This is a genomic window from Actinorectispora metalli (genome assembly GCF_056323685.1).
The window spans coordinates 453,661-476,274 of sequence record NZ_JBREYE010000001.1 but is presented as its reverse complement, the minus strand read 5'-3'; the positions used below and the strand labels follow the sequence as shown (position 1 = coordinate 476,274).

23 protein-coding genes are annotated in these 22,614 nt (G+C 69.9%); 16 read left to right on the top strand and 7 right to left on the bottom strand.

Annotation, left to right across the window (positions count from 1 at the left end; all coding sequences use genetic code 11):
* Positions 1-50: 50 nt before the first annotated feature.
* Positions 51-1,403: a peptidase MA family metallohydrolase gene (locus ACU6XJ_RS02195; RefSeq protein ID WP_476306302.1), complete on the top strand. Its 1,353-nt coding sequence runs from the start codon at positions 51-53 to the stop codon at positions 1,401-1,403.
* Between the two features lie 21 nt (positions 1,404-1,424).
* Complete coding sequence (locus ACU6XJ_RS02190) at positions 1,425-2,561, top strand: glycosyltransferase family 4 protein (protein ID WP_476306300.1); 1,137 nt, start codon at positions 1,425-1,427, stop codon at positions 2,559-2,561.
* 125 nt (positions 2,562-2,686) lie between these two features.
* Here the strand turns inward: ACU6XJ_RS02190 and ACU6XJ_RS02185 are convergent, their stop codons facing one another.
* Positions 2,687-4,495: an AMP-dependent synthetase/ligase gene (locus tag ACU6XJ_RS02185; protein ID WP_476306297.1), complete on the bottom strand. Its 1,809-nt coding sequence runs from the start codon at positions 4,493-4,495 to the stop codon at positions 2,687-2,689.
* Between the two features lie 106 nt (positions 4,496-4,601).
* On the opposite strand from ACU6XJ_RS02185, the gene ACU6XJ_RS02180 reads away from it, so the two are divergent.
* The 7 genes from ACU6XJ_RS02180 (at position 4,602) to ACU6XJ_RS02150 (ending at position 10,331) form a co-directional block, all read left to right on the top strand.
* Positions 4,602-4,997 (top strand): polyketide cyclase / dehydrase and lipid transport, encoded by a 396-nt coding sequence (locus tag ACU6XJ_RS02180; protein WP_476306295.1) that lies wholly within the window; start codon positions 4,602-4,604, stop codon positions 4,995-4,997.
* Between the two features lie 819 nt (positions 4,998-5,816).
* A complete protein-coding gene (locus tag ACU6XJ_RS02175; RefSeq protein ID WP_476306293.1) occupies positions 5,817-6,605 on the top strand; it encodes a metallophosphoesterase family protein in 789 nt (262 codons plus the stop codon).
* Positions 6,606-6,665: 60 nt separating this feature from the next.
* A complete protein-coding gene (locus ACU6XJ_RS02170) occupies positions 6,666-7,106 on the top strand; it encodes an SRPBCC family protein (RefSeq protein ID WP_476306292.1) in 441 nt (146 codons plus the stop codon).
* 15 nt (positions 7,107-7,121) lie between these two features.
* The gene (locus ACU6XJ_RS02165; RefSeq protein WP_476306290.1) at positions 7,122-8,330 is read left to right on the top strand and encodes an ArsA family ATPase; all 1,209 of its coding nucleotides are present in this window, start codon (positions 7,122-7,124) and stop codon (positions 8,328-8,330) included.
* A gap of 129 nt (positions 8,331-8,459) precedes the next feature.
* The gene (locus tag ACU6XJ_RS02160) at positions 8,460-8,810 is read left to right on the top strand and encodes a hypothetical protein (RefSeq protein ID WP_476306289.1); all 351 of its coding nucleotides are present in this window, start codon (positions 8,460-8,462) and stop codon (positions 8,808-8,810) included.
* On the top strand, positions 8,807-9,757 hold the full coding sequence (locus ACU6XJ_RS02155) for an ROK family glucokinase (RefSeq protein WP_476306287.1): 951 nt from the start codon (positions 8,807-8,809) through the stop codon (positions 9,755-9,757). Before ACU6XJ_RS02160 ends, ACU6XJ_RS02155 begins: the two co-directional genes overlap by 4 nt.
* Before the next feature lie 307 nt (positions 9,758-10,064).
* Entirely contained in the window at positions 10,065-10,331 is a 267-nt protein-coding gene (locus ACU6XJ_RS02150) for a DUF1876 domain-containing protein (RefSeq protein ID WP_476306285.1), read from the top strand.
* Here ACU6XJ_RS02150 and ACU6XJ_RS02145 read toward each other — a convergent pair.
* On the bottom strand, positions 10,328-10,765 hold the full coding sequence (locus ACU6XJ_RS02145) for a hypothetical protein (RefSeq protein WP_476306284.1): 438 nt from the start codon (positions 10,763-10,765) through the stop codon (positions 10,328-10,330). The two genes, ACU6XJ_RS02150 and ACU6XJ_RS02145, sit on opposite strands and share 4 nt — an antisense overlap.
* 252 nt (positions 10,766-11,017) lie before the next feature.
* Here ACU6XJ_RS02145 and ACU6XJ_RS02140 point away from each other — a divergent pair, with 252 nt between their 5' ends.
* The gene (locus ACU6XJ_RS02140) at positions 11,018-11,758 is read left to right on the top strand and encodes a lysophospholipid acyltransferase family protein (RefSeq protein WP_476306282.1); all 741 of its coding nucleotides are present in this window, start codon (positions 11,018-11,020) and stop codon (positions 11,756-11,758) included.
* A gap of 101 nt (positions 11,759-11,859) precedes the next feature.
* Positions 11,860-12,363, top strand: a complete 504-nt coding sequence (locus ACU6XJ_RS02135) for a polyadenylate-specific 3'-exoribonuclease AS (protein ID WP_476306281.1) — start codon at positions 11,860-11,862, stop codon at positions 12,361-12,363.
* Positions 12,364-12,367: 4 nt separating this feature from the next.
* Here the strand turns inward: ACU6XJ_RS02135 and ACU6XJ_RS02130 are convergent, their stop codons facing one another.
* The 3 genes from ACU6XJ_RS02130 to ACU6XJ_RS02120 all read right to left on the bottom strand — a co-directional run bounded on the left by ACU6XJ_RS02130 (position 12,368) and on the right by ACU6XJ_RS02120 (position 14,796).
* Complete coding sequence (locus ACU6XJ_RS02130) at positions 12,368-12,445, bottom strand: 50S ribosomal protein bL37 (protein ID WP_476313763.1); 78 nt, start codon at positions 12,443-12,445, stop codon at positions 12,368-12,370.
* A 111-nt stretch (positions 12,446-12,556) separates the two neighbouring features.
* Entirely contained in the window at positions 12,557-12,745 is a 189-nt protein-coding gene (locus ACU6XJ_RS02125) for a hypothetical protein (RefSeq protein ID WP_476306280.1), read from the bottom strand.
* A gap of 602 nt (positions 12,746-13,347) precedes the next feature.
* Positions 13,348-14,796, bottom strand: coding sequence for an NAD-dependent succinate-semialdehyde dehydrogenase (locus tag ACU6XJ_RS02120; RefSeq protein WP_476306279.1), 1,449 nt, complete (start codon positions 14,794-14,796; stop codon positions 13,348-13,350).
* A 183-nt stretch (positions 14,797-14,979) separates the two neighbouring features.
* Here ACU6XJ_RS02120 and ACU6XJ_RS02115 point away from each other — a divergent pair, with 183 nt between their 5' ends.
* Positions 14,980-16,005 (top strand): 6-phosphofructokinase, encoded by a 1,026-nt coding sequence (locus ACU6XJ_RS02115; RefSeq protein ID WP_476306277.1) that lies wholly within the window; start codon positions 14,980-14,982, stop codon positions 16,003-16,005.
* 47 nt (positions 16,006-16,052) lie between these two features.
* On the opposite strand, the gene ACU6XJ_RS02110 is transcribed toward ACU6XJ_RS02115, so the two are convergent.
* On the bottom strand, positions 16,053-16,601 hold the full coding sequence (locus ACU6XJ_RS02110) for an RICIN domain-containing protein (protein ID WP_476306275.1): 549 nt from the start codon (positions 16,599-16,601) through the stop codon (positions 16,053-16,055).
* A gap of 126 nt (positions 16,602-16,727) precedes the next feature.
* Here ACU6XJ_RS02110 and ACU6XJ_RS02105 point away from each other — a divergent pair, with 126 nt between their 5' ends.
* The gene (locus tag ACU6XJ_RS02105; protein ID WP_476306273.1) at positions 16,728-17,423 is read left to right on the top strand and encodes an IclR family transcriptional regulator; all 696 of its coding nucleotides are present in this window, start codon (positions 16,728-16,730) and stop codon (positions 17,421-17,423) included.
* Between the two features lie 5 nt (positions 17,424-17,428).
* Here the strand turns inward: ACU6XJ_RS02105 and ACU6XJ_RS02100 are convergent, their stop codons facing one another.
* Positions 17,429-18,382, bottom strand: coding sequence for an alpha/beta hydrolase (locus ACU6XJ_RS02100; RefSeq protein WP_476306272.1), 954 nt, complete (start codon positions 18,380-18,382; stop codon positions 17,429-17,431).
* Between the two features lie 128 nt (positions 18,383-18,510).
* On the opposite strand from ACU6XJ_RS02100, the gene ACU6XJ_RS02095 reads away from it, so the two are divergent.
* From ACU6XJ_RS02095 to ACU6XJ_RS02085, 3 genes are read left to right on the top strand one after another with little or no spacing between them, the layout of a single operon-like run.
* The gene (locus ACU6XJ_RS02095) at positions 18,511-19,302 is read left to right on the top strand and encodes a TIGR03084 family metal-binding protein (RefSeq protein WP_476306271.1); all 792 of its coding nucleotides are present in this window, start codon (positions 18,511-18,513) and stop codon (positions 19,300-19,302) included.
* Entirely contained in the window at positions 19,299-21,017 is a 1,719-nt protein-coding gene (locus ACU6XJ_RS02090) for an acyclic terpene utilization AtuA family protein (RefSeq protein WP_476306268.1), read from the top strand. The genes ACU6XJ_RS02095 and ACU6XJ_RS02090 overlap by 4 nt, the downstream gene beginning before the upstream one ends.
* Positions 21,014-22,609, top strand: a complete 1,596-nt coding sequence (locus ACU6XJ_RS02085; protein WP_476306265.1) for an acyl-CoA carboxylase subunit beta — start codon at positions 21,014-21,016, stop codon at positions 22,607-22,609. Before ACU6XJ_RS02090 ends, ACU6XJ_RS02085 begins: the two co-directional genes overlap by 4 nt.
* Positions 22,610-22,614: the final 5 nt, after the last annotated feature.

The window sequence follows — 22,614 nt, the reverse complement described above, 5'->3', positions numbered from 1 at the left end:
AGTGTGGGAGCGACCCCACACAACCGCCGGACGGCATAAGATCAGTACTTATGACCGGGGACGCACCGCGCCGCGCCTGGTTGGTCGCCGCAATAGCCGTCGTGCTGCTGTCCGGAGTGGCAGTGGTGTCGGCGCCGACCGACCGGCGGGCCGAAGACGCCCCGACCAGTTCGGTGGACGGGGCGGGCAGGCCCGCGCCACCACAGCAGGCCGCCGCGGCCGAAGAGGCGAGCAGCCGGGCCGCCGCCGTCACCGACCTGCTGCGACGCCGCGCCGAGGCGATCGGCAGGCGGGACCGGGACGCGTTCCTGGACACCCTGGACCCCAACGCCGACGACGGTTTCCGCAAGGCGCAGGACTCGCTGTTCAGCAACCTCGACGGCGTGCCGCTCCAGGAGTGGAGCTACCGGCTGGACGCGGCGGAGGAGGTCCGCCCGCCCGCGCTGATCCGCAACAGCGACGCCCCCGACGAGCTGTGGGCGCCCGCTGTGTCGCTGCGCTACGCCCTCACTGGCGGCGACACCGTGCCGACCTCGCGTCAGATGGGTTACCTCTTCGCCCGCCGCGGCGACTCCTGGTACCTCCTGTCGGACAGCGCGCTGGAGGCCCGCGGCCGCAAGACCTGGCGCGGGCCGTGGGACTTCGCGCCGTGCAAGATCATCCGAACCGATCTCGGTCTCATCGTCGGCCATGCGGGCAACCAGGGCCTGGCGGGCCGGGTGGCCCGCGAGCTTGACGGCGCCGTCCGCGCCGTGTCCGAGGTGTGGGGTGCGGACTGGCCGCAGCGGGTAGCGGTGGTGCTGCCGGAGGACACCGCCGAACTCCGCTCGATCGTGGGCCCCGAGTTCGCGGTCGACAACATCGCCGCGGTCGCTGTCGCAGACAAGGTCGACATCGACAAACGCGTGGTCGAGGGGCCCCGCGTGGTGCTCAACCCGCGCACCGCGAACCGGCTCTCGCCCAGCGCGCTGCGCGTGGTGCTGCGACACGAAGTCACCCACATCGCGGCCCGCGCCTACACCGTGGACGGCGCCCCGATGTGGCTGCTGGAGGGCTTCGCCGACTACGTGGGCTACCGCGGCAGCGGCATCACCGAAAGCCAGGCCGCACCCGAACTCGCCCGCGAGGTCCGCGACGGCACGCAGGTCGACCTGCCCGCCGACACCGACTTCCACTCCGGTGACAAGCGCATCGACCTGGCCTACCAGCGTTCCTGGTCGGTGATGCTGTTCCTGGCCGACCGCGTCGGCGAGCAGAAGCTGGTCGACCTGTACAAACGCATCGCGGGCGCGGGCCGCGCCGACAACGCCACCGTCGATCAGGCGCTGCGCGACTCCACAGGTTTGGACCGCCCCACCCTCACCGCCGAATGGCAGTCCTACCTGCAGCGCACCTTCAAGTAGCCGCCGGCTAGCCTGCTACAGGTGCGGCGCACTCTGCTGGTGACGAACGACTTCCCGCCCCGGCCGGGCGGAATCCAGGCCTATCTGCACGCGTTGGCGCTGCGGCTGCCCGCCGACCGGCTGGTGGTGTACGCCTCGACCTGGAACGGGTCGGCGGGACGGGCGGCGGAGTTCGACGCGGCCCAGCCGTTCAAGGTGATCCGATACCCGGGTGAGCTGATGCTCCCCACGCCGCGGGTGGTCGCCGAGGCGGCGCGCATCGTCGGTGAGGAGCGCTGCGACGCGGTGTGGTTCGGCGCCGCGGCGCCGCTGGCGCTGATGGCGCCCGCCCTGCGCAAGGCGGGCGCGCGGCGCGTCGTGGCGTGCACGCACGGCCACGAGGTGGGCTGGTCCATGCTGCCGGGCGCGCGCGGGCTGCTGCGGCGCATCGGGTCGTCGGTGGACGTCATCACCTATGTCAGCGACTACACCCGCTCGCGGTTCGCCTCGGCGTTCGGGCCGATGGCGGCGCTGGAACACCTGCCATCGGGTGTGGACACCGAGGTGTTCCGCCCCGACGACGCGGCTCGCAAGCAGATCAGGGCGCGGTATGGGCTCGGCGACCGGCCGGTGCTGCTGTGTGTCTCGCGGCTGGTGCCGCGCAAGGGCCAGGACATGCTGATCCGGGCCATGCCCGCGATCCGCCAGCAGGTGCCCGAGGCGGCGCTGCTGCTCGTCGGCGGCGGCCCCCACCGGGACTACCTGCGCGGCCTCGCCAAGAAGGAGGGTGTCGCGGACCGGGTCACGTTCACCGGCACCGTGCCGTGGGAGGAACTGCCCGCTCACTACGCGGCGGGCGACGTGTTCGCGATGCCCTGCCGCACCCGGGGCTGGGGCTTGGACGTGGAGGGCCTTGGCATCGTCAACCTGGAGGCCGCGGCCACCGGGCTGCCGGTGGTGACCGGGGACGCGGGCGGGGCCAGTGAGACGGTCTCCGACGGCGAGACCGGGTTCGTGCTGACCCCCCGCAACCTCGCGTCGATCGCCGAGGTGTGCGGCGACCTGCTGGCCGATCCCGAACTCTCCCGCCTGCTTGGGTCCAACGGCAGGCGCTGGATGTCCAGGCAGTGGCACTGGGACGATCTGACCAGCAGGTTCGCCCGGTTTCTCGACTCCTGATGGAACCCTCGTGACTCTTGCTCGACTGATGTCAGCGAAACGTCAGCAGCATCGGGCAGATTGAGAGTCACTGGGGGTCGAGTGGCCCCCCCGCTTCTTGCGGGGATGGGCCACTCGCCAATTCTTTACGTATACAGCGCCGCGATGTCGTCCGCGTAGGAGGACGCGACGACATTGCGGCGCAACTTCAGACTCGGCGTCAACTCGCCGCCCGCCTCGGTGAAGTCCACCGGCAGGATGCGGAACCTGCGAATGGACTCCGCCTTGGACACCGCGTTGTTCGCCTCGTCGATCGCCGCTTGGATCTCGCCGACCAGCACCTCGTCATTGGCGAGGTCGGCCACCGTCGCGGATGCGGGCAGGCCGTTCTGCTCCTTCCACGCCGGGAAGAAGTCGGGGTCGATGGTGATCAGCACGCTGATATAGGGCTTCTGGTCGCCGACCACCATGCACTGGCTGATCAGCGGGTGCGCCCGCAGCCGGTCCTCGAGCGTCGCCGGGGCCACGTTCTTGCCGCCCGCGGTGACGATGATTTCCTTCTTGCGACCGGTGATCCGCAGGAATCCCTGGTCGTCCAGCGAGCCGAGGTCGCCGGTGTGGAACCAGGAGTCGGTGAACGCCTCCTTGGTCGCGGCCTCGTTGTGCCAGTAGCCGCGGAAGACGACGTCGCCCGCGATGAGGATTTCGCCGTCCTCGCCGATCCTGATGCTGGTGCCCGCGATGGGCCGCCCGACGGTACCGACCTTCAGCGCGTCCTCGGTGTTCACCGTGGCCGCGGCGCTGGTCTCGGTGAGGCCGTAGCCCTCCAGCACCGTCACGCCGATGCCGCGGAAGAAGTGCGCCAGCCGCTCACCAAGCGGGGCGCCGCCGGAGACCGCCGCGGTGCAGCGGCCGCCGAGCGCGGCCCGCAGCTTGCTGTAGACCAACTTGTCGAACAACGCGTGCTTGGCCCGCAGCCCGAACGACGGGCCGCTCGCGTCGAGCGCCTCGCTGTAGGCCACCGCGGTGGCCTCGGCGGCGTCGAAGATCTTGCCTTTGCCCGCGGCGTGCGCCTTCTGCTTCGCACCGTTGTAGACCTTCTCGAACACCCGCGGCACGGCCAGCACGAAGCTGGGCCGGAACGCCTGAAGGTCGTCGACGAGGTTCTTGATGTCCGCGGTGAAGCCCAGCGTGATCCTGGAGTACACGCTGCTGATGCTGATCGCGCGGGCAAACACATGCGCCATCGGCAGGAACATCAGCACCGAGTTGCCCGGCTGCATGACCCGAGGGAACGCGACGACCGCGGCCCGGATCTCGGCGAGCAGGTTGCGGTGCGTCAACTCGCAGCCCTTGGGGCGGCCGGTGGTGCCCGAGGTGTAGATCAGGGTGGCGAGGTCGTCGGCGCGCAGCTGCTGGCGGCGCTCGTGGACCTGCTCGGTGCCGACCTGGGCGCCCAGCGCGGTCAACTCGTCGATCGCGCCCGCCGCGCCGTTGCCCGCCGGGCCGTCGATCTGCCACACGTTGCGGACCTCGGGCAGGCTGCCGACCACGCTGTCCACCGTGGCACGGTGGTCGTCGGTCTCCACCACGCAGGCCTTGGCACCGGAGTCGGACAGGACCCACTCCACCTGCTCGGCGGAGGACGTCTCGTAGATCGGCACGACGATGCCGCCCGCGGACCAGATGGCGAAGTCGAGCAGCGTCCACTCGAACCGTGTCTTGGACATCAGCCCGACGCGGTCCCCGTACTGCACTCCCGCCGCGATCAGGCCCTTGGCCACCGCCAGCACCTGCGCGGCGAAGTCCTTGGTCGTCATCTCGACCCAGGAATCACCCACATTGCGTCGGAACGCCACCGCACTGGCAAATCGCTCCGCATTCGCCCACACCATGTCGGTGAGGTTTTCCTCTTCGGTCACCGTCGTGGTGGCCGGGACGCTGAACTCGCGCACGTCAACCTCCGGACCCATTGTTACTGGTGAGGAACATAGCCTGCGGTAACCGATCAAGATAGCCCCGTAATCGACCTGTGCCGAGACGTGGGAAAGTGTTGCCGATATGGCCAGTGTGGACGTTATGGACGAGACCTTCCTCGCGGTACCGCCGGTAGCGGTAGCCGCTGAGCTGGGCAGTCCCGAACAGTGGACCCGGTGGTGGCCGGATTTGCGGCTGTCGGTCTACGCCGACCGCGGCGCCGAGGGCCTGCGCTGGACGGTGGGCGGTGCCCTGGTCGGCACGATGGAGATCTGGCTGGAGAGTGTGCTCGACGGCACAGTCCTGCATTACTACCTCCGCGCCGACGCGCCCGCGGGCGCCGGGGCGGAAACGCGGCCGTTGCCGCCGAAACACGCCGTTCGCGAAGCCACCCGCCGCAGACTTGCCGCCAAGGCCCTCGCCTTCGACCTGAAGCAGCGCCTGGAAGCGGGCCGCGCCCCCGGCGAACCTCCCGCTTAGGGCCACCCCGGCTCGAAATTCACCCTGCCGATGGGCCGCGGCCTTTCACCGGATCTCCCTAAGGCGTCATCATGCGCCCCCGCGGGCGCATCATGACGACACGGGGCGACATCATGTCGCCCTGGGGCGAAACGGGAAAAGGGCGCCCCCGAATCGAGCCTAGTGGAATCGGGTGCGGTGGGGGCCGCATCGAAACGCGTCCGCGGAGCAGGGTCGTGGGAGGCAGAGAGTGGGCTTGCGCGGGACGAGCTGTGGACCTGCCTTTCGGTGGGCAGTCGGCTTCCCAGCGGGATGCGACGCGGTCCGCCATTCCACCGGTCCGGCGGGGAACCGGCCGAGGCGGATCTTGGGGCCGGACGCGAACTGTTTGCGGCCGAACCTGTCTTCGGCGCGGTGATCGACGCCTGGGCCCGGCCCGGTCTTCGCGGCCGAGATCGGGTTCGAGCCCCGACACCCCGTTCCGCAGCCCCCTCCGCCTCCACTCCCGATTCCACTAGGCTCGATTCGGGGGTGCCTTGTTCCCTTTTCGCCCCAGGACTGCATGATGTCGACCTGCGTCGGCATGATGCGCCCCCAGGGGCGCGTCATGACGCCCCAGGGAGATCCGCCGAAAATCGTGATCTATCGGCCGGGTGAATTCGAGCCCGCGAGCGCCTCGGCGCGAAGCTCGCCGCGAGGCAGGCCCCCATCCGCGGTTCGGCAACGACCGTCGTCGCCGCCGGGTTGCTTGAGTGGGAAGGCCTGGTTTGGGGCCGGTCGGGGAGCGGGAGCGCCGTCGATCGGGTGTGGGCGGCGTTGGTGGGGATTAGGGTTGGCTGTGTGCGAGTCCATGTGGTGGCCGATGTGCATGGGAATGCCGAAGCGCTGGCGCGGGCCGGGGACGGGGCCGATGCGCTGGTGATCCTGGGGGACCTGCTGGACTTCATCGACTACACCGACTACTCGGGCGGGATCATGGGGGCGGTGTTCGGGGCGGACCGGGTGGCGCATTTCGTGGCGCTTCGGCAGCAGGGGCGGCGGCGGGATTCGGTGGGGTACGCGCAGTCGCTGTGGGCTGGGCTCGAGGACGCCGAGAAGATCGTGTCCGAGGCGGTGTACGAGCAGTACGCGACGATGTTCGGGTCGTTGACCGCGCCCACCTATGCGACGCCGGGCAACGTGGATGTGCCCGAGCTGATGCCCGAGTTCGGCGGGCAGAAGCTGACGGTGCTCGACGGGGAGGGCACCGAGATCGGTGGGCTGCGCTGGGGGTTCGCCGGGGGTGCGCTGCTGCCGCCGGGAGCGCCGATGCGGCGGGGCCGGGGGTGGGCGCCCTACCTGCGGACCCGGGAGGAATTGGCCGCGGCGATCGACGGGCTCGGTCGAGTCGACGTGTTGTGCACGCACATCCCGCCCGCTTTGCCGCAGCTGACCTATGACGTGGTGGCGCGCCGACAGGAATTCGGGTCGCCCGAGCTGTTGGCGACGATTCGGCGGGACCAGCCGAGGTGGTCGCTGTTCGGCCATGTGCACCAGCCGCTGGCGCGGCGAACCAGGATCGGGCGCACCGAATGCGTCAATGTCGGTCACTTCAAGCGCATCGCGAAGCCCTACGTGTTGCGGTGGTGAGCATCTCGGCGCCAGGGTGTCCCGGAGAAATACGGCCCTACTCGCGGTAGCCTGCGGCCTATGGCCGACGAGTCCACGCAGTCCATCGTCATCGACGCCGCCCCGAAGGAGATCATGGCGGTGATCGCGGATTTCGCCGCGTATCCGGAGTGGGCCAACGCGATGAAGCGCACCGAGGTGCTCGAACACGCCCCGGACGGGCGCGGCTCCAAGGTGCGTTTCGAACTGGACGCGGGCGCCATCAAGGACGAGTACGTGCTCGTCTACGACTGGGCGCCGGACGGGCTCTCGGTCAGCTGGAAGCTGGTCAGTGGGCAGATGCAGAAGTCCCAGAACGGCCGCTACCTCATGGAGCCGCAGAACGGTTCGACGAAGGTCACATACACGCTGGCCGTCCAGCTCGTTATTCCGATGATCGGTCTGTTCCGCCGCAAGGCCGAAAAGATGATCATGGACACCGCGCTGAAGGAACTGAAGAAGCGGGTGGAGAACGCCTCTTAGGCAACGGAGATCCCCGTGCGTGTTCTGCTGTTCACAGGCAAGGGCGGCGTCGGCAAGACGACGCTGGCCGCATCGACCGCCGCCGCGCTTGCCAGAGCGGGCCGTAAGACGCTGGTCGTATCGACCGACCCCGCGCACTCCCTCGCCGACGCGCTGAACCTGCCGCTCACCCGCGAACCCTCCGAAGTGGACGGTGGGCTGTTCGCGGCGCAGGCCGACCCGCGGTCACTGGCCGATGAGGCCTGGCTGGACCTGCGCGGCCACCTCGCGACGCTGCTCGCGGGCGCGGGCGTCGACGAATTGGACGCCCAGGAGCTGACCGTCCTGCCCGGCGTCGAGGAACTGCTCTGCCTCACCCAGGTCTTCGACGCGGCCGCCTCCGGACTGTGGGAGACCGTCGTCGTGGACTGCGGGCCGACCGCGGAGACGCTGCGCCTGCTCGCGCTGCCCGAGGCCGTCGGCGGCTACCTGGAGCGGCTGTTCCCCGCCCACCGCCGCGTGGTGCGCGGCATGCTGGCGGGCATCGCGGGCAGCCGCAACGGCCAGGGCTTCGACCAGGTCGCCGACGCCGTGGGCAGGCTGCTGGAACGCCTCACCACCCTGCGGGAACACCTCACCGACCCGGCGACCACCACCGTGCGGCTGGTGTTCACCCCGGAACGGGTGGTCGCCGCCGAAACCCGCCGCACCCTCACCGCGCTGGCCCTACAGGGCATCGCGGTGGACGGCGTGATTGCCAACCGGCTGCTGCCCGATCCCGGCGCGGGCCGCGGCGCGGCGGCGAACTGGCTGCGGGCCCGCCGCACCGAGCAGGACGCGGTGCTCGCCGAGATGCGCGGCCTGACCCCGGGGCTGCGTACCGTGACCCACCTGCCCGCCGAGCCGATCGGCATGGCGGCGCTGCTCGGCGTCGCGGAACAGCTCTACGGCGATAGCGACCCCGACGCCTCGACCGGCGAGCGGGCAGGTCTGCTGGAGGTCACCGGCAAGGGCCGTGACCTGGACGCGGAGTTCCGGCTGCGGATCGCCGTGCCACTGCCCGACGACGCCGATCTCGATCTGGCCAGGGTCGGCGACGAACTGGCCGTCACGATCGACGGCCGCCGCAGGCTGATCTCGCTGCCCTCGGTGCTCACCCGCTGCGTGATCACCGGCGCCAACGCCGCCCGGGACGGCCTGACGGTCAGCTTCCGCCCCAACCCCGCCCTCTGGATGAGCGGCTGATGGTCCGGATCGCACGACAGACCCACCGGCCACGTGGCCCGCGACAGCGGGTGGTTGGGTTGACTGACGGCTCCGAGCGTCACCACCTGGGATGGCCAACATCCGACGCAGAACACTGGAACGGTTCCCATGACTGACTCCGACGACGTATTCGGCCAGGTCGCCGACGAGTTCCGGCTGCTGATGAAGGCCGTCGCCGAACGCGGCGACCCGCTGCTGAGCAAGCTGCAGGAGGTGCCCACCGCCACCGCCCACGACGGCCACGCCGCCACCTGTGACTGGTGCCCGGTCTGCGCGGGCATCGCGCTGCTGCGCGGCGATCGGCCCGAACTCGCGGTGCGAGCCGCCGAGCAGCTCACCGGACTGCTCGCCACGCTGCGCGCCGCGGTCAGCACCGAGCCGCAGCCTCCCGCCCCGGAACCCCCGGCCCGGCCCTCTCCTCAAGCCAAGGTGCAGAAGATCCAGGTCCAGCGAGGGTGAGCCGTCGCGTCACCATCGGTGTCGACATCGGCGGCACCAGCGTCCGCGCGGGCGTCGTGGACGCCACCGGCACCGTGCTGGAGACCAGATCCGCGCCCACCCCGGCGGGCCGGGAGGCGTTGGCCGCCGCGATCGAGGGCGTGGTCGGCAGGCTGACCCGCGAACATCCCGGCGTCTGCTCGGTGGGCCTGGCCGCCGCCGGGTTCGTGACCGCCGACCGGCAGCGGGTGTACTTCGCCCCGCACCTGGCCTGGCGCGACGAACCGGTGGTCGAGCACATGACCCGGCGGCTCGGGCTGCCGGTGGTGCTCGAACACGACGTCAACGCCGCCGCCGTGGCCGAGTACCGGTTCGGCGTGGCCCGCGGCGCGCACGTGATGGCGTTGGTCGCGCTGGGCACCGGAATCGGCGGCGCGCTGCTCATCGACGGCGAGGTGTTCCGCGGCGCGCACGGTGTGGCGCCCGAACTCGGACACCTGCGGATGGTGCCGGGCGGTCGACCCTGCTCCTGCGGGCGGCGCGGCTGCTGGGAGCGCTACTGCAGCGGCACCGCGCTGGCCGCCGACGCCCTGGAACTGCTGGCCGCGGGCCACGCCGTCGGCGACCTGGCCAGGCTCGCCGTATCCGACCCAGAGGCCGTCACCGGCCGCCGGGTCGCCGCCGCCGCGGCCCAGGGCGACCCGCTCGCGGTCAAGGCCGTCGCCGGACTGGCGCGCTGGCTGGGGGAGGGGTTGGCGCTGGTCGCCGACGTCTACGACCCGGAGCTGATCGTCATCGGCGGCGGTGTCGCCGGTTCGGCGACCCTGTTCCTTGACGAGGCCCGCGAGCACTACGCCCGCATCATGACCGGCGCGGGCCACCGACCCCTGGCCCGCATCAGGGTCTCCCAACTGGGCGAACACGCAGGCATCATCGGCGCCGCGACGGTGGCGGCCGAACACTGCTGACCACCGGCCCGGTGCCCACTCGCTTTACCACATCTCCCAGTACGCCATCGCTCGGAAACGGCCTTTCTCGGTGAGTTATCCACAACGGGTCTACTCATCCACGGATCGACTATTCGATCTTGCACCGCGATATGGGACCGATAGGCTCGACAAGGGCTGAGCCCCCGGGCGGGCGGGGGGTGTCTCCAGGGCGTGCGGGGCGAAGGTCTGCGGGTTTGGTCGTCGGGGCCTTCCTGTTTGGCGGGGTCTGATCAACCAGCGGCTCCGGGGTGGCGGCGTTACCGTCGCGGTGACGAGGAGGTGCGTCATGGCGGCCAAGACCTGGCAGGTAGAGATCACCATCACCGAGGTGGACCGGATGACCCGCGCCGAGGCCCGCCTCACCGGACCGGCGACCGCGCTGACGGGGGAGGGCACCGCCCGGTGCAATCCCGCCGATGACAACGTCGCCGCGATCGGCGACGAGCTGGCCGTGGCCAGGGCGCTGTCGGATCTGTCGCACCAACTGGTGCACACCGCGGCGATGGACATCGAGGCACACACCCACGAGCGGGTGGAGAGGCTCCGCGTCTAGAGCCGCGCGCCGTCGTCCCAGCCGTCGTCCTGGGACGGGCCCTGCCGCACACGCAGGATCAGCAGGCCGATGCCGCAGCTCAGCGAGATCAACGCGAGCGGCGTGGCGACCTGGTGGCCCAGGCCGATCAAGCCCGGGGCGATGATCAGGAACAAGCCGATGCAGAGCAGTACCAGCGCGACCACGGTCGGCTTGCGCAGCGGGGGCAGCGGTGGCGGTTCCGGGGGCACGTAGTGGTCGTCATCGTCGATCCGGTCGCGCGCCGCGGGCTCGTGCGTGGTCATCGCGGGCAGCGGAGCGGTGCTCTCCTCGGCGAGCAGGCGCTCCTCCGACCAGTCTCGGCCGACGCCTTCCCGCTGCAGGTCCGCGACGATCTCCGCGAACGCCGCATCGACGTCCTCGGGGCCGTCCGGCCTACCCGCGCGATTGTTCATCCCGGCTCGCTGTCCGCTTGGCCTGCGCTTGCCAGACCAACGCCATATAGACGGTCTTGGTTGTGCTGGTGTCATGGATACGGATGACGGTTCTGCCATGTTCGCATGACTGGACCCCCGCAGGGGAGGAGTTACCTTCTGCCGATGGCGGGTCGCAACTGTGACCGTTGCTGCGGAAAGCCTGGCATCGTTGTAGGGGCAGGGTGCGGATCTCTAGGCTGACCAGCACCGGCGCGGCGGAGGGGCACGTCCATGATGTTCTGGCTGATGAAGTGGATCTTTATCGGTCCGTTGCTGAGGTTGTTCTTCCGGCCTCGCATCGAGGGCTTGGAGAACATCCCCACCACCGGCGGCGCCATCCTGGCGGGCAATCACCTCGCTGTCGCCGACTCGTTCTTCCTGCCGCTGAAGGTGCCGCGCAAGGTCACCTTCCTGGCCAAACAGGAGTATTTCACCAGTCCCGGCATCAAGGGCAGACTGAAGAAGCTGTTCTTCGCGGGCATCGGCATGGTGCCCATCGACCGCTCCAGCGCGGGCGCCGCGCAGGCCGCGCTGGACACCGGGGAGCGGCTGTTGCGGGAGGGCAAGCTGCTGGGCATCTACCCCGAAGGCACCCGATCACCGGACGGCAGGCTCTACAAGGGCAAGACCGGGGTGGCGAAGATGGCGCTGGAGACCGGTGTTCCGGTGATCCCGGTGGTGATGTTCGGCACCGACAAGGCCAACCCCATCGGCTCCACCATGTGGCGGCCGCACCCGATCCGCATCGTGGTGGGCGAGCCGCTGGACTTCTCCCGCTACGCCGGGCTTTCCGGCGACAGGTTCATCGAGCGCTCGGTCACCGACGAGATCATGTACGCCATCATGGAGCTGTCCGGCCAGGAGTACGTCGACATCTACGCCGCCAAGCTCAAGGAAACCCCGATCGCCGCGCAGCCCACCAGTTCCGAGGCCCTCGACGCCACCCGCCTCGCCGGGACCAAAGCAGGCTGACCTGCGACATGACGGTGTCATGCTCGGGTTTCGGACGCCAAATCCGGGGGATCGGGAACACCGTTCGCGTTGGGTGATCAACGGGGTTCTAGGCTTAACGGGTGCGGTACTTCTACGACTGTGAGTTCATCGAGGATGGCGTGACGATCGACCTCGTCTCGATCGGCGTCGTCGACGAGGAGGGCCGCGAGTTCTACGCCGTGTCCACCGAGTTCAATCCGGACAAGGCGGGACTGTGGGTGCGGCAGCACGTGCTGCCCAAGCTTCCCCCGCCGTCCAGTGAACTCTGGTGTGGGCGCGCCGAGATCCGCAGGCGGCTGCTGGAGTTCCTGACGGTGCCGGGCCAGGACATCGAGTTGTGGGCCTGGTTCGCCGCCTACGACCATGTGGCGCTGGCCCAGCTGTGGGGGCCGATGCCGACGCTGCCGATGGAGATCCCGCGGTTCACCAGGGATTTGCGTCAGCGCTGGGAGGACGTGGGCAAGCCGCGGCTGCCGTCCGCGCCGAGCAACGCCCATGACGCCATCGCCGACGCCCGGCACAACCTGGCGCGGTGGAAGGTGATCGACAGGGTGTGGCAGGCCAAGTTCAGCACCGCCCGCTGAGGCCTCAGCCCTGACCCGGCCTGCGGCCGTGGTTGGCCGCGTTCTTGCGACGGGACCGCTTCTTGCGCGCTCGCTTGCCCATGCGGTCGATCAGATCGGTCGGGGATCCGCGTGGACAAGATCCCCGGCTCCGGTTCTACGTCTTCTTTGCGGAGCCCGATCTCTGGGGGTATGACCGGGCGCCGCACGCTCCCTACACCGGCGGGTAGTACTTGCCGATCAACAACATCGCGGCGGTGACCAGGCCTGCGGTCACGGTGAGAACCCTGATCGCGGGGGCGGTGCGCTCCTTGCCGCCGAACATGGCGACGATCGCCGCCGTGGCCAGCAGCGACACGATCACGATCAAGGTGCTGAACAGCACCCAGTCCTTACTGGTCATCGTCGATCACGCTCGCCCACAGCATCGCGCGCCGCTGATCGACCGACCCGTCCGTGGTCTGCGCGGCCCGGCGAACCGCTGAACGAGGACAGGCGATTCCACCGGCGACCGCGATCGACCTGATGACCCTGTCCTTTGATACTGGCACTGCGTCTTCCCCTTTTCATTTGTCGATTGGGTAGGACGGCAGGGCAATTTCGTCCGTGGGTCGACCCGAAATGTGCTTGCACTCCGTCCAATGAAGTGGGGTACGGCCCAGGAGTGACAGCCTTGCCAGGTGTCAGTAGACCACACTCTGCGTTACTACCGAGCGGTAGTGTTTGCGCGCGTGTCGCTCGAAAGTCGGTGAATCGAGGGTGCAAGGTCGTGTTCCGGCAACCCAAAGTTCGCACCGTGATCAAGTTCTAGGCCTAAAGGGTGAAAACTTGGCCCTCATGGCCCAGGCGGGATGACAGCTACGCTCGGTAGTCGAAACATGAAGTAGTTGTGATCATCTTCATGTTTCAGCGTTTCGGGAAGATGCTCTGGCCAGCGGGTTTTGGCCACAAGGAGACTTGTTGCGAATTCAAATACATTGTTTCCGTGTTCGAAACAATTGCCGTTCAGTCCGTCGCGATGGCCACGTACTTGGGCGCGAGATACTCCTCGATGCCCTCCGAACCGCCTTCGCGGCCGAAGCCAGAGGACTTGATGCCGCCGAACGGCGCGGCCGCGTTGGACACCAAGCCGGTGTTCACACCGACCATGCCGGTCTCGATCCGCTCGGCGACCCGCAGCGCGCGGCTGAGGTCCGCGGTGAACACATATCCCACCAGGCCGAACTCGGTGTCGTTGGCCAGCCGCAGCGCCTCGTCCTCGTCGGCGAACGTGGTCACCGGCGCGACCGGCCCGAACACCTCCTCCCGCAGGATCCGGGCGTCCGCACTCACCCCGGACAGTACCGTCGGCTGGAAGAAGTACCCGGCACCCTCGCGCACCGACCCGCCCGCGATGGCCTTGGCGCCCTTGCCCACCGCGTCATCCACCAGCTCGCGCACCGTCTCCAGCTGGTCCCGGCTGATCAGCGGGCCCACCTCGACGCCGTCCTCGGTGCCGTGGCCGACCTTCATCGACCCCAACCGCCTAGCCAGCTTCGCGGTGAACTCCTCGGCGATCTCCTCGGCAACGTGGAACCGGTTGGCGGCCACGCAGGACTCGCCGTTGTTGCGCATCTTCGCCACCACCGCCTGCTCGACGGCCTTGTCCACGTCGGCGTCGGCGAAGACCAGGAACGGCGCGTTGCCACCCAGCTCCATCGACAGCCGCAGCAGGCCCTTCGCCGACTGCTCCATCAGCGACCGCCCGACCTCGGTGGACCCGGTGAACGAAAGCTTCCGCAGCCGCGGGTCCGCGATCAGCGGCCCCGTGGTCTTGCCCGCCGAGGTCGTCGGCACCACGTTGACCACACCCTCGGGCACCCCGGCCTCGGTCAGCATCTCGGCGAGCCGCAGCATCGACAGCGGGGTGAGCTGGGCGGGCTTGATCACCATAGTGCAGCCGGCCGCGAGCGCGGGCCCGATCTTGCGGGTGCCCATGGCGAGCGGAAAGTTCCACGGCGTGATCAACAGGCACGGGCCCACCGGCTGCTTCATGGTGAGCATCCGACCGGAACCCGCGGGGTTGCGGGCGTAGCGGCCCTCCACGCGCACCGCCTCCTCGGCGAACCAGCGCAGGAACTCCGCCGCGTAGACGACCTCCGCCCTGGACTCCTTGAGGCTCTTGCCCATCTCCAACGTCATCAGCAACGCCAGGTCGTCGGCGTTGTCGGTCATGAGCTGCCACGCCCGCCGCAGGATCTCGCCGCGTTCGCGGGGCGCCGTCTCGGCCCAACCCGCCTGCGCCGCCACCGCCGCGTCCAACGCGGCGCGTGCCTCCCGCTCACCCGCGTCGGCGACCTCGCACAGCGTGCGCCCGGTGCCGGGATCCTCCACCGCGAACGTGGCTTCGCCGTCCCGCCACCGCCCGCCGATGAAGATGCCCTTGGGAGCCCGGTCGACCACGTCAGCGCTCATATCCAGGACCGTACCCAAGCGGCGACTCGGTCACTCGGCGCGCGGAAAGGATCTTGGTTCTCGTCTCCTCGGGTGATTGTTCCGTCTTGACATCAGGGAGTGGGGAACCCCGTTGCTGGACCGATCAAGTCCATGGCAGGGTTAGGTGTGTCCTGGAACACCCGAGACTTGAGGGGCGAGTAGATGCGCATTGGGGTGCTCACCGGCGGCGGCGACTGCCCGGGCCTGAACGCGGTGATCAGGGCGGTGGTCCGCAAGGGCGTCGAAGTCTACGGGCACGAGTTCATCGGCTTCCGCAACGGCTGGGCGGGCCCGCTGGAGGGCAAGGCCGTGCCGCTCGGCCTCCCGGAGGTCGAGCACATCCTCACCCGGGGCGGCACGATCCTGCGGTCCTCCCGCACCAATCCGTACAAGGTCGACGGCGGGCCGGGGCGGATCAAGCAGGTGCTCGCCGAACAGGGCGTTGACGCGCTGATCGCGATCGGCGGCGAGGACACCCTCGGCGTGGCGAACAAGCTCACCGACGACGGCGTGAACGTCGTCGGCGTGCCCAAGACCATCGACAACGACCTCGGCGCCACCGACTACACCTTCGGCTTCGACACGGCCGTGCACATCGCGACCGAGGCGGTGGACCGGCTGCGCACCACAGCGGAGTCGCACCACCGGGCGCTGGTAGTGGAGGTGATGGGCCGCCACGCGGGCTGGATCGCGTTGCACTCGGGCCTGGCGGGCGGGGCCAACGTGATCCTGGTGCCAGAGCGGCCCTTCAGCGTGGACAAGGTCTGCCAGTGGGTGCAGCGCCGCTTCGAGAAGGAGTACGCCCCGATCATCGTGGTCGCCGAGGGGGCGCTGCCGGAGGGCGGCGCCGAGGTGCTGGCGACCGGTGAGAAGGACGCATTCGGCCACGTCCGCCTCGGCGGTGTGGGTACCTGGCTGGCCGAGGAGATCGCCCACCGCACCGGCGCGGAGTCCCGCGCCGTGGTGCTCGGCCACACCCAGCGCGGCGGCACGCCGACCGCCTACGACCGGGTGCTGGCCACCCGGTTCGGGCTGCACGCGGTGGACGCGGTGAATGAGGGCGACTTCGGGGTGATGGTCGCCCTGCGCGGCACGGACATCGTGCGGGTCAAGCTGGCCGAGGCCACCGCCGAGCTCAAGACGGTGCCGCTGGAGCGCTACGCCGAGGCCGAGGTCTTCTTCGGCTGAGCATGGCGAGGGCGGCCACCGAGAGAGGTGGCCGCCCGGTCGAACAATCAGATGGTCACCAGCGTCCAACGCTGGTTGAGCTGGCCTTCACTCAGGCAGTCCCACTGCTGGGCCTTGGCCCCGTTGGCGGTGGACACCCCGGTGATGTCAAGGCACTTGCCGCTGTGCGCCGCCACGATGCGGTACCGGCCATTGCCCGAGTAGACGACGTTCCAGCGCTGGTTGTGCTGGTTCGGGCCGAGGCAGTCCCACTGCTGGACGGCGGCGCCGGTCGCGGTGGACACACCCGAGACGTCGAGGCACTTGCCGCTGTGCAGGGCGACGATGTTGTACAGGCCGCCGCCCGCGTCCACCAGGCGCCAGACCTGGTTGTTCTGGTTGGGGCCGAGACAGTCCCACTGCTGCGCACGTGCCCCGTTGGCCTGGGACACCGCCTCGACGTCCAGGCACTTGTTGGCCACGTGCGTCGGCTTGATGTTGTAGTACAGCACCTCCGGCTGGGCGGGCGCCGCGACGGCGGGCGCGGTGCCCGCGATGAGCAGGCCAAGGGTGGCGGCACCCAGGGCGAGCCGTCTCAGCAGACCGATTCCGTTCATGTTTCCCCCTTCATGGAGATTGCAGCGGGTATGTACTCCCGCGATGCCGTGGCAGAGCATGGGCGCTACAGGGGGTTTGCGAACAGGGTCCGGTCCGCTGACCGGACCACGCATAAGGGGGAAAGCATGAGTCGCGGCGTGTTGGAGAGTTCGTTTCTGCTGCTCGAGGTGTTGGCGCGGGAGACGGAGCCGATCGGGTTGACACAGCTTGCGGAGGCCACCGGTCTGCCCAAGGCCACCGCGCACCGGCTGCTGAGTCAGCTTGTCGGGCTTGGTGCGGTGGAGCGAAGACGCGGTCACTACCTGATGGGGTCGCAGATGTACCGCTTGGGCATGGCCTGGCAGCCCAGGCTGCGGTCGGTGTCCCGGCAGCCGATGCGCAGACTGGCCGCGGTCCACCCGGGAGCGCAGGTGTCCATCGGGGTGCCCAGCGGGCAGGAGACGCTGATCGTCGGTGCGGTGTCCGGCGAGGCCGACGATGTGGTGCCGCTCCGCGCGGGCGTCACGCTGCCCAGCGGCTGTGTGCCCGACCGCGTGTTCTCGGCGTACCTGCCGGAAGCCGAGCCACCTGAACGCTTCACCGCCAGGGAGTGGCGTCGGCAGTTGGCGGAGGTACGCGCCAACGACGCGGTCTTTGCCTTCGAAAGCCTCTGCTCGCCCGACATCGCCGTCGTCGGCGCCCCGGTGCGCACCCCGGCGGGCAAGGTCGTCGCGGCGCTGGGTGCGACGGTGCTGGACCGGCGGCGGCTGCCCGCCATCGCCCCCGCCGTCCGCCGCACCGCGGACCTGATCGGCGGAAACCTGGCCTGGCTGGACACCTGACGGGGCTACCGGGTGTCGGCGAGGAAGCGTCCGGCGTAGCGGATCGCGGCGCGGCCTTCGGGCACCCGGTCGGCGAAGGCGGGGAACACGTGCACCTGTTCCGGCCAGACCTGGAGTTCACAGTGGACACCCGCGGCCGTCAGTGACGCGGCCATCCGCTCGGAGTCGCCGAGCAGGCATTCGGTGCCGCCGGTCTGGATCAGCACCGGCGGCCAGCCCGTCTTGTCCGCGCCGAGCACCGCCACCCGCGGGTGGGAGGTGGGTGTGGCGCCGAGGTAGGCGTCCCGGCACTTCGCGGCGTAGGTGGGCGGGGTGAACGGGTCGCGCCGCGCGCGGTCGCGGTCGTGGGCCTCGGTGCAGTCCAGGTCCAGGAACGGCGAGAGCAGCAGCGCCGCCCTGGGCCTTGGCAGACCGAGCCGGGAGACGTCGGCGAGGAGCCCGGCGGCGAGGTGGCCGCCCGCCGAGTCGCCCGCCACGGCGATCCGGTCCGCCGGGATGCCCTTGGCGAGCAGCGTCCGGTAGGCGGCGAGCACGTCGTCGGGTGCGGCGGGGAAGGGGTGCTCGGGCGCGCGTCGGTAGTCGACGAGGAACACCGGCATGCCGGTGGCGCGGGAGAGTCGGTAGGCCAGTGGCCGGTGCGAGCGCGGTGAACCGAACACGAAACCGCCGCCGTGCAGGTACAGCAGCACGCCGTTGGCGAGAGCGGCGTTCCCCGCCTGTATCCACACGCCGCGGACCGTGCCGTAGCGAGCGGGCCAGGCTTTCGTCTCGCGCGGCAGCCGCACCAGCCCAAAGCTGTCGGACATGGTCCGCACAGCGCGCAACTGCCGCCCGCGCGGGGACAGCCGGTCACCGACCGGCCGGAAGTTCGCGGCCAGGAACCGCGCGAACCGCAGGCTGGCCGCGCTGGGTTCGGCCGGAATGGGCGACGCCACGTGCATGCGCTCAGAAAAAAGCACTCATGCCTGCTTGTCAACGCCGATCCCACAGGCCGAACCGGGGAGGCAAGGTCAACACAAAACAAGCACACACGCTTGCTTTCGCCGAATGGGAGTGGCAGGGTCGGCACGGAGACGAGGAGGCCGTTGTGGTTGACCTGGCGGGGCTGCTGGCGGAACTGCGCGCGGAATCCGAGGCGCTGGACCGGCTGGTCGCCGAACTACCCGCCGAGGGCTGGGCCACGGCCACCCCCGCGCCGGGGTGGACGATCGCGCATCAGATCAGCCACCTCGCCTGGACCGATGACCTGCTGATCCTCTCCGCCGCCGACCCGGACGGCTTCCAGGCCGAACTCCAGCGGGCCGCGCCTCACGCCGCGACCTACGTCGAGGACGGGGCCGCCGCCGGTGCCCGCGAGCAGCCGGGGAAGCTGCTCGACCGCTGGCGCGACGGCCGCAAACGACTCGCCGACACGCTGCTCGGCACCCCGCAGGACGCCAAACTGCTGTGGTTCGGGCCGCCGATGAAACCGGCCTCGGCGATCACCGCGCGCCTGATGGAGACCTGGGCGCACGGCCAGGACGTCGCCGACGCGCTCGGCGTCGAACGGGAGCCGACCGAGCGGCTTCGGCACATCGCGCGGCTGGGCGTGCGGACCAGGAACTTCGCCTACCTCGTGCGTGACCTCACCCCGCCCGCCGAGGAGTTCCGGGTGGAACTCTCCGCGCCGGACGGCCAGATCTGGGCCTGGGGCCCCGAGGACGCGAGCCTGCGCGTCACCGGGGACGCACTGGACTTCTGCCTGTTGGTCACCCAGCGGCGGCACCGCGCCGACACCTCGCTCACCGCGGTCGGGAGCGAGGCCGACGCGTGGCTGGACATCGCGCAGGCCTTCGCCGGGCCGCCGGGCGCAGGCCGCGAGCCGAGGGGATCGGCATGATCACGATCGGGAATGCCTCCGGGTTCTACGGCGACCGCTTCTCCGCGATGAGCGAGATGCTCGAGGGCGGGCCGCTGGACGTGCTGACCGGCGACTACCTCGCCGAGCTCACCATGCTCATCCTCGGCAGGGACCGCCTCAAGGACTCCAGCCGCGGCTACGCCAAGACGTTCCTGCGGCAGCTGGAGAAGAGCCTGGCGCTGGCCACCGAACGGGGCGTCAAGATCGTCACCAACGCGGGCGGCCTGAACCCCGCGGGCCTGGCCAAGGCCGTGCGAGAACTGGCCGGGGACCTTGGCCTGAACATCAAGGTCGGCTACGTGACCGGTGACGACCTGCTGCCCAGGGCCGACGAACTGCGGCTCGGCTCACCGCTGACCGCCAACGCCTACCTTGGCGCCTGGGGCATCGCGCGCTGCCTGCGGGCGGGCGCGGATGTGGTGGTGACCGGCCGCGTCACCGACGCCTCGCTCACCGTCGGCCCCGCCGCCGCGCTGTACGGCTGGGGACCGCGGGACTACGACGCGCTCGCGGGCGCCACCGCCGCCGGTCACGTGCTGGAGTGCGGCACGCAGGCCACCGGCGGCAACTACTCCTTCTTCACCGAACTGCCCGACCTGACCCACCCCGGCTTCCCCATCGCGGAGATCGCCGAGGACGGCAGCAGCGTGATCACCAAGCACGCCGGTACCGGCGGCGCGGTCACCGTCGGCACCGTCACCGCCCAGCTCCTGTACGAGATCGCGGGCCCCCGCTACGAGGGGCCGGACGTGACGTCGCGGTTCGACACCATCGAGCTGACCCAGGACGGTCCGGACCGGGTGCGGATCAGCGGGGTGCGCGGCGAGCCCGCGCCCACCACCGTCAAGGTCGGGCTGAACACCCTCGGCGGCTTCCGCAACGAGGTTACGTTCGTGCTGACCGGCCTGGACATCGACGCCAAGGCCCAGCTCACGCAGCGTCAACTCGAAGCGGCGCTGGGCAAACCGCCCGCGGAGATCCGCTGGACGCTGTCCCGCAACGACCGCCAGGACCCCGACACCCAGGAGCGCGGCAGCGCGCTGCTGCGCTGCGTGGTCAAGGACCCCGATCCCAAGGCGATCGGCCGCGCCTTCTCCGGCGTCGCGGTCGAACTGGCGTTGGCGGGCTACCCCGGCTTCCACCTGACCGCCCCGCCCGGGGAGGCGACCCCGTACGGCATCTTCACCGCCGCCTACGTCGCCGCCGACCAGATCGACCACATCGCGGTACTCCCCGACGGCACACCCACCCGGATCGAGCCGCTGATCCCCTTCAGCGCGCAGAACCCCGACGGCGAACGCGTCCCGGAGGACTCCGGTGAAGCAGCGCCCGACCTGCCGGAGCCGCTGCCCGCGGGCCCGACGCGGCGAGTGCCGCTGGGGCTCGTCGCGGGTGCGCGCAGCGGCGACAAGGGCGGCAACGCCAACGTCGGCGTGTGGGTGCGCGGCGATGAGGCGTGGCGGTGGCTGGTGCACACGCTGACCGTCGAGGAGTTCCAACGTCTGCTGCCCGAGACCGCGGAACTCACCGTGCACCGGCACCTGCTGCCGAACCTGCGGGCGCTGAACTTCGTGGTCGAGGGGATTCTCGGCCAAGGGGTCTCCTCACAGGCGCGGTTCGACCCCCAGGCCAAGGGGCTGGGGGAGTGGCTGCGCGCACGTGAGCTGGACATTCCGGAGGTACTGCTGCCATGACCGCATTGACGTCCACAGTGGACACCTCTCAGGAGGCGTTCGCGGCCAACCGGGACGGCATGCTGGCCAAGCTCGCCGAGCTGGACGCCGAGCACGCCAAGGCGCTGGCCGGCGGCGGCACCAAGTACACCGAGCGGCACCACAAGCGCGGCAAGCTGCTGGCGCGGGAGCGCATCGAGCTGCTGCTGGACGAGGACTCGCCGTTCCTGGAGCTCTCACCGCTGGCCGCGTGGGGCTCGGAGTACACCGTCGGCGCCAGCGTGATCTCCGGGATCGGCGTGGTCGAAGGCGTCGAATGCCTGATCGTGGCCAACGACCCCACCGTGCGCGGCGGCGCCAGCAACCCCTGGACCATGCGCAAGACGTTCCGCGCCAACGAGATCGCGTTGCAGAACCGGCTCCCGGTGATCGGGCTGGTCGAGTCCGGCGGCGCGGACCTGCCCAGCCAGAAGGAGATCTTCATCCCCGGCGGGCGGATGTTCCGCGACCTGACCCGCCTGTCCGCCGCGGGCATCCCCAGCATCGCGCTGGTCTTCGGCAACTCCACCGCGGGCGGGGCCTACGTGCCGGGCATGTCCGACCACGTGGTGATGATCAAGGAGCAGTCCAAGGTGTTCCTCGGCGGGCCGCCGCTGGTGAAGATGGCCACCGGCGAGGAGTCCGACGACGAGTCGCTCGGCGGCGCCGATATGCACGCCACCCGCTCCGGCCTCGCCGACTACTTCGCGGTGGACGAGCGCGACGCCATCCGCATCGGCCGTCGCATCGTCGCCCGCCTGAACTGGCGCAAGGCAGGCGGGCCGGTCGCCGAGAGCGTGCCGCCGCTGTTCGACGAGGAGGACCTGCTGGGCATCGTGCCCGGCGACCTCAAGACCCCGTTCGACCCGCGTGAGGTGATCGCGCGCATCGTCGACGGCTCGGACTTCGACGAGTTCAAGCCCCGCTACGGCTCCAGCCTCGTCACCGGCTGGGCGCGGCTGCACGGCTATCCGATCGGCGTGCTCGCCAACGCCCGCGGGGTGCTGTTCAGCGAGGAGTCGCAGAAGGCCACCCAGTTCATCCAGCTGGCCAACCAGATCGACACGCCGCTGCTGTTCCTGCACAACACCACCGGCTACATGGTCGGCAAGGACTATGAGCAGGGCGGCATCATCAAGCACGGCGCCGCGATGATCAACGCGGTGTCCAACTCGAAGGTGCCGCATATCTCGGTGCTGATGGGCGCCTCCTACGGCGCGGGCCACTACGGCATGTGCGGCAGGGCCTACGACCCGCGGTTCCTCTTCGCCTGGCCCAGCGCCAAGTCCGCGGTGATGGGGCCGCAGCAACTGGCAGGCGTGCTGTCCATCGTGTTCCGGCAGGCCGCCCAGGCCCGCGGCCAGGACTACGACGAGGCGGGCGACACCGCCATGCGGGCCGCCGTCGAGCAGCAGATCGAGGCCGAGTCGCTGCCGATGTTCCTGTCCGGCCGCCTCTACGACGACGGCGTGATCGACCCGCGGGACACCAGGACCGTGGTCGGCATGTGCCTGTCCGCTATCCACTCCGCCCCGGTCAAGGGCGCGGACGGCTTCGGCGTCTTCCGGATGTGATGCAG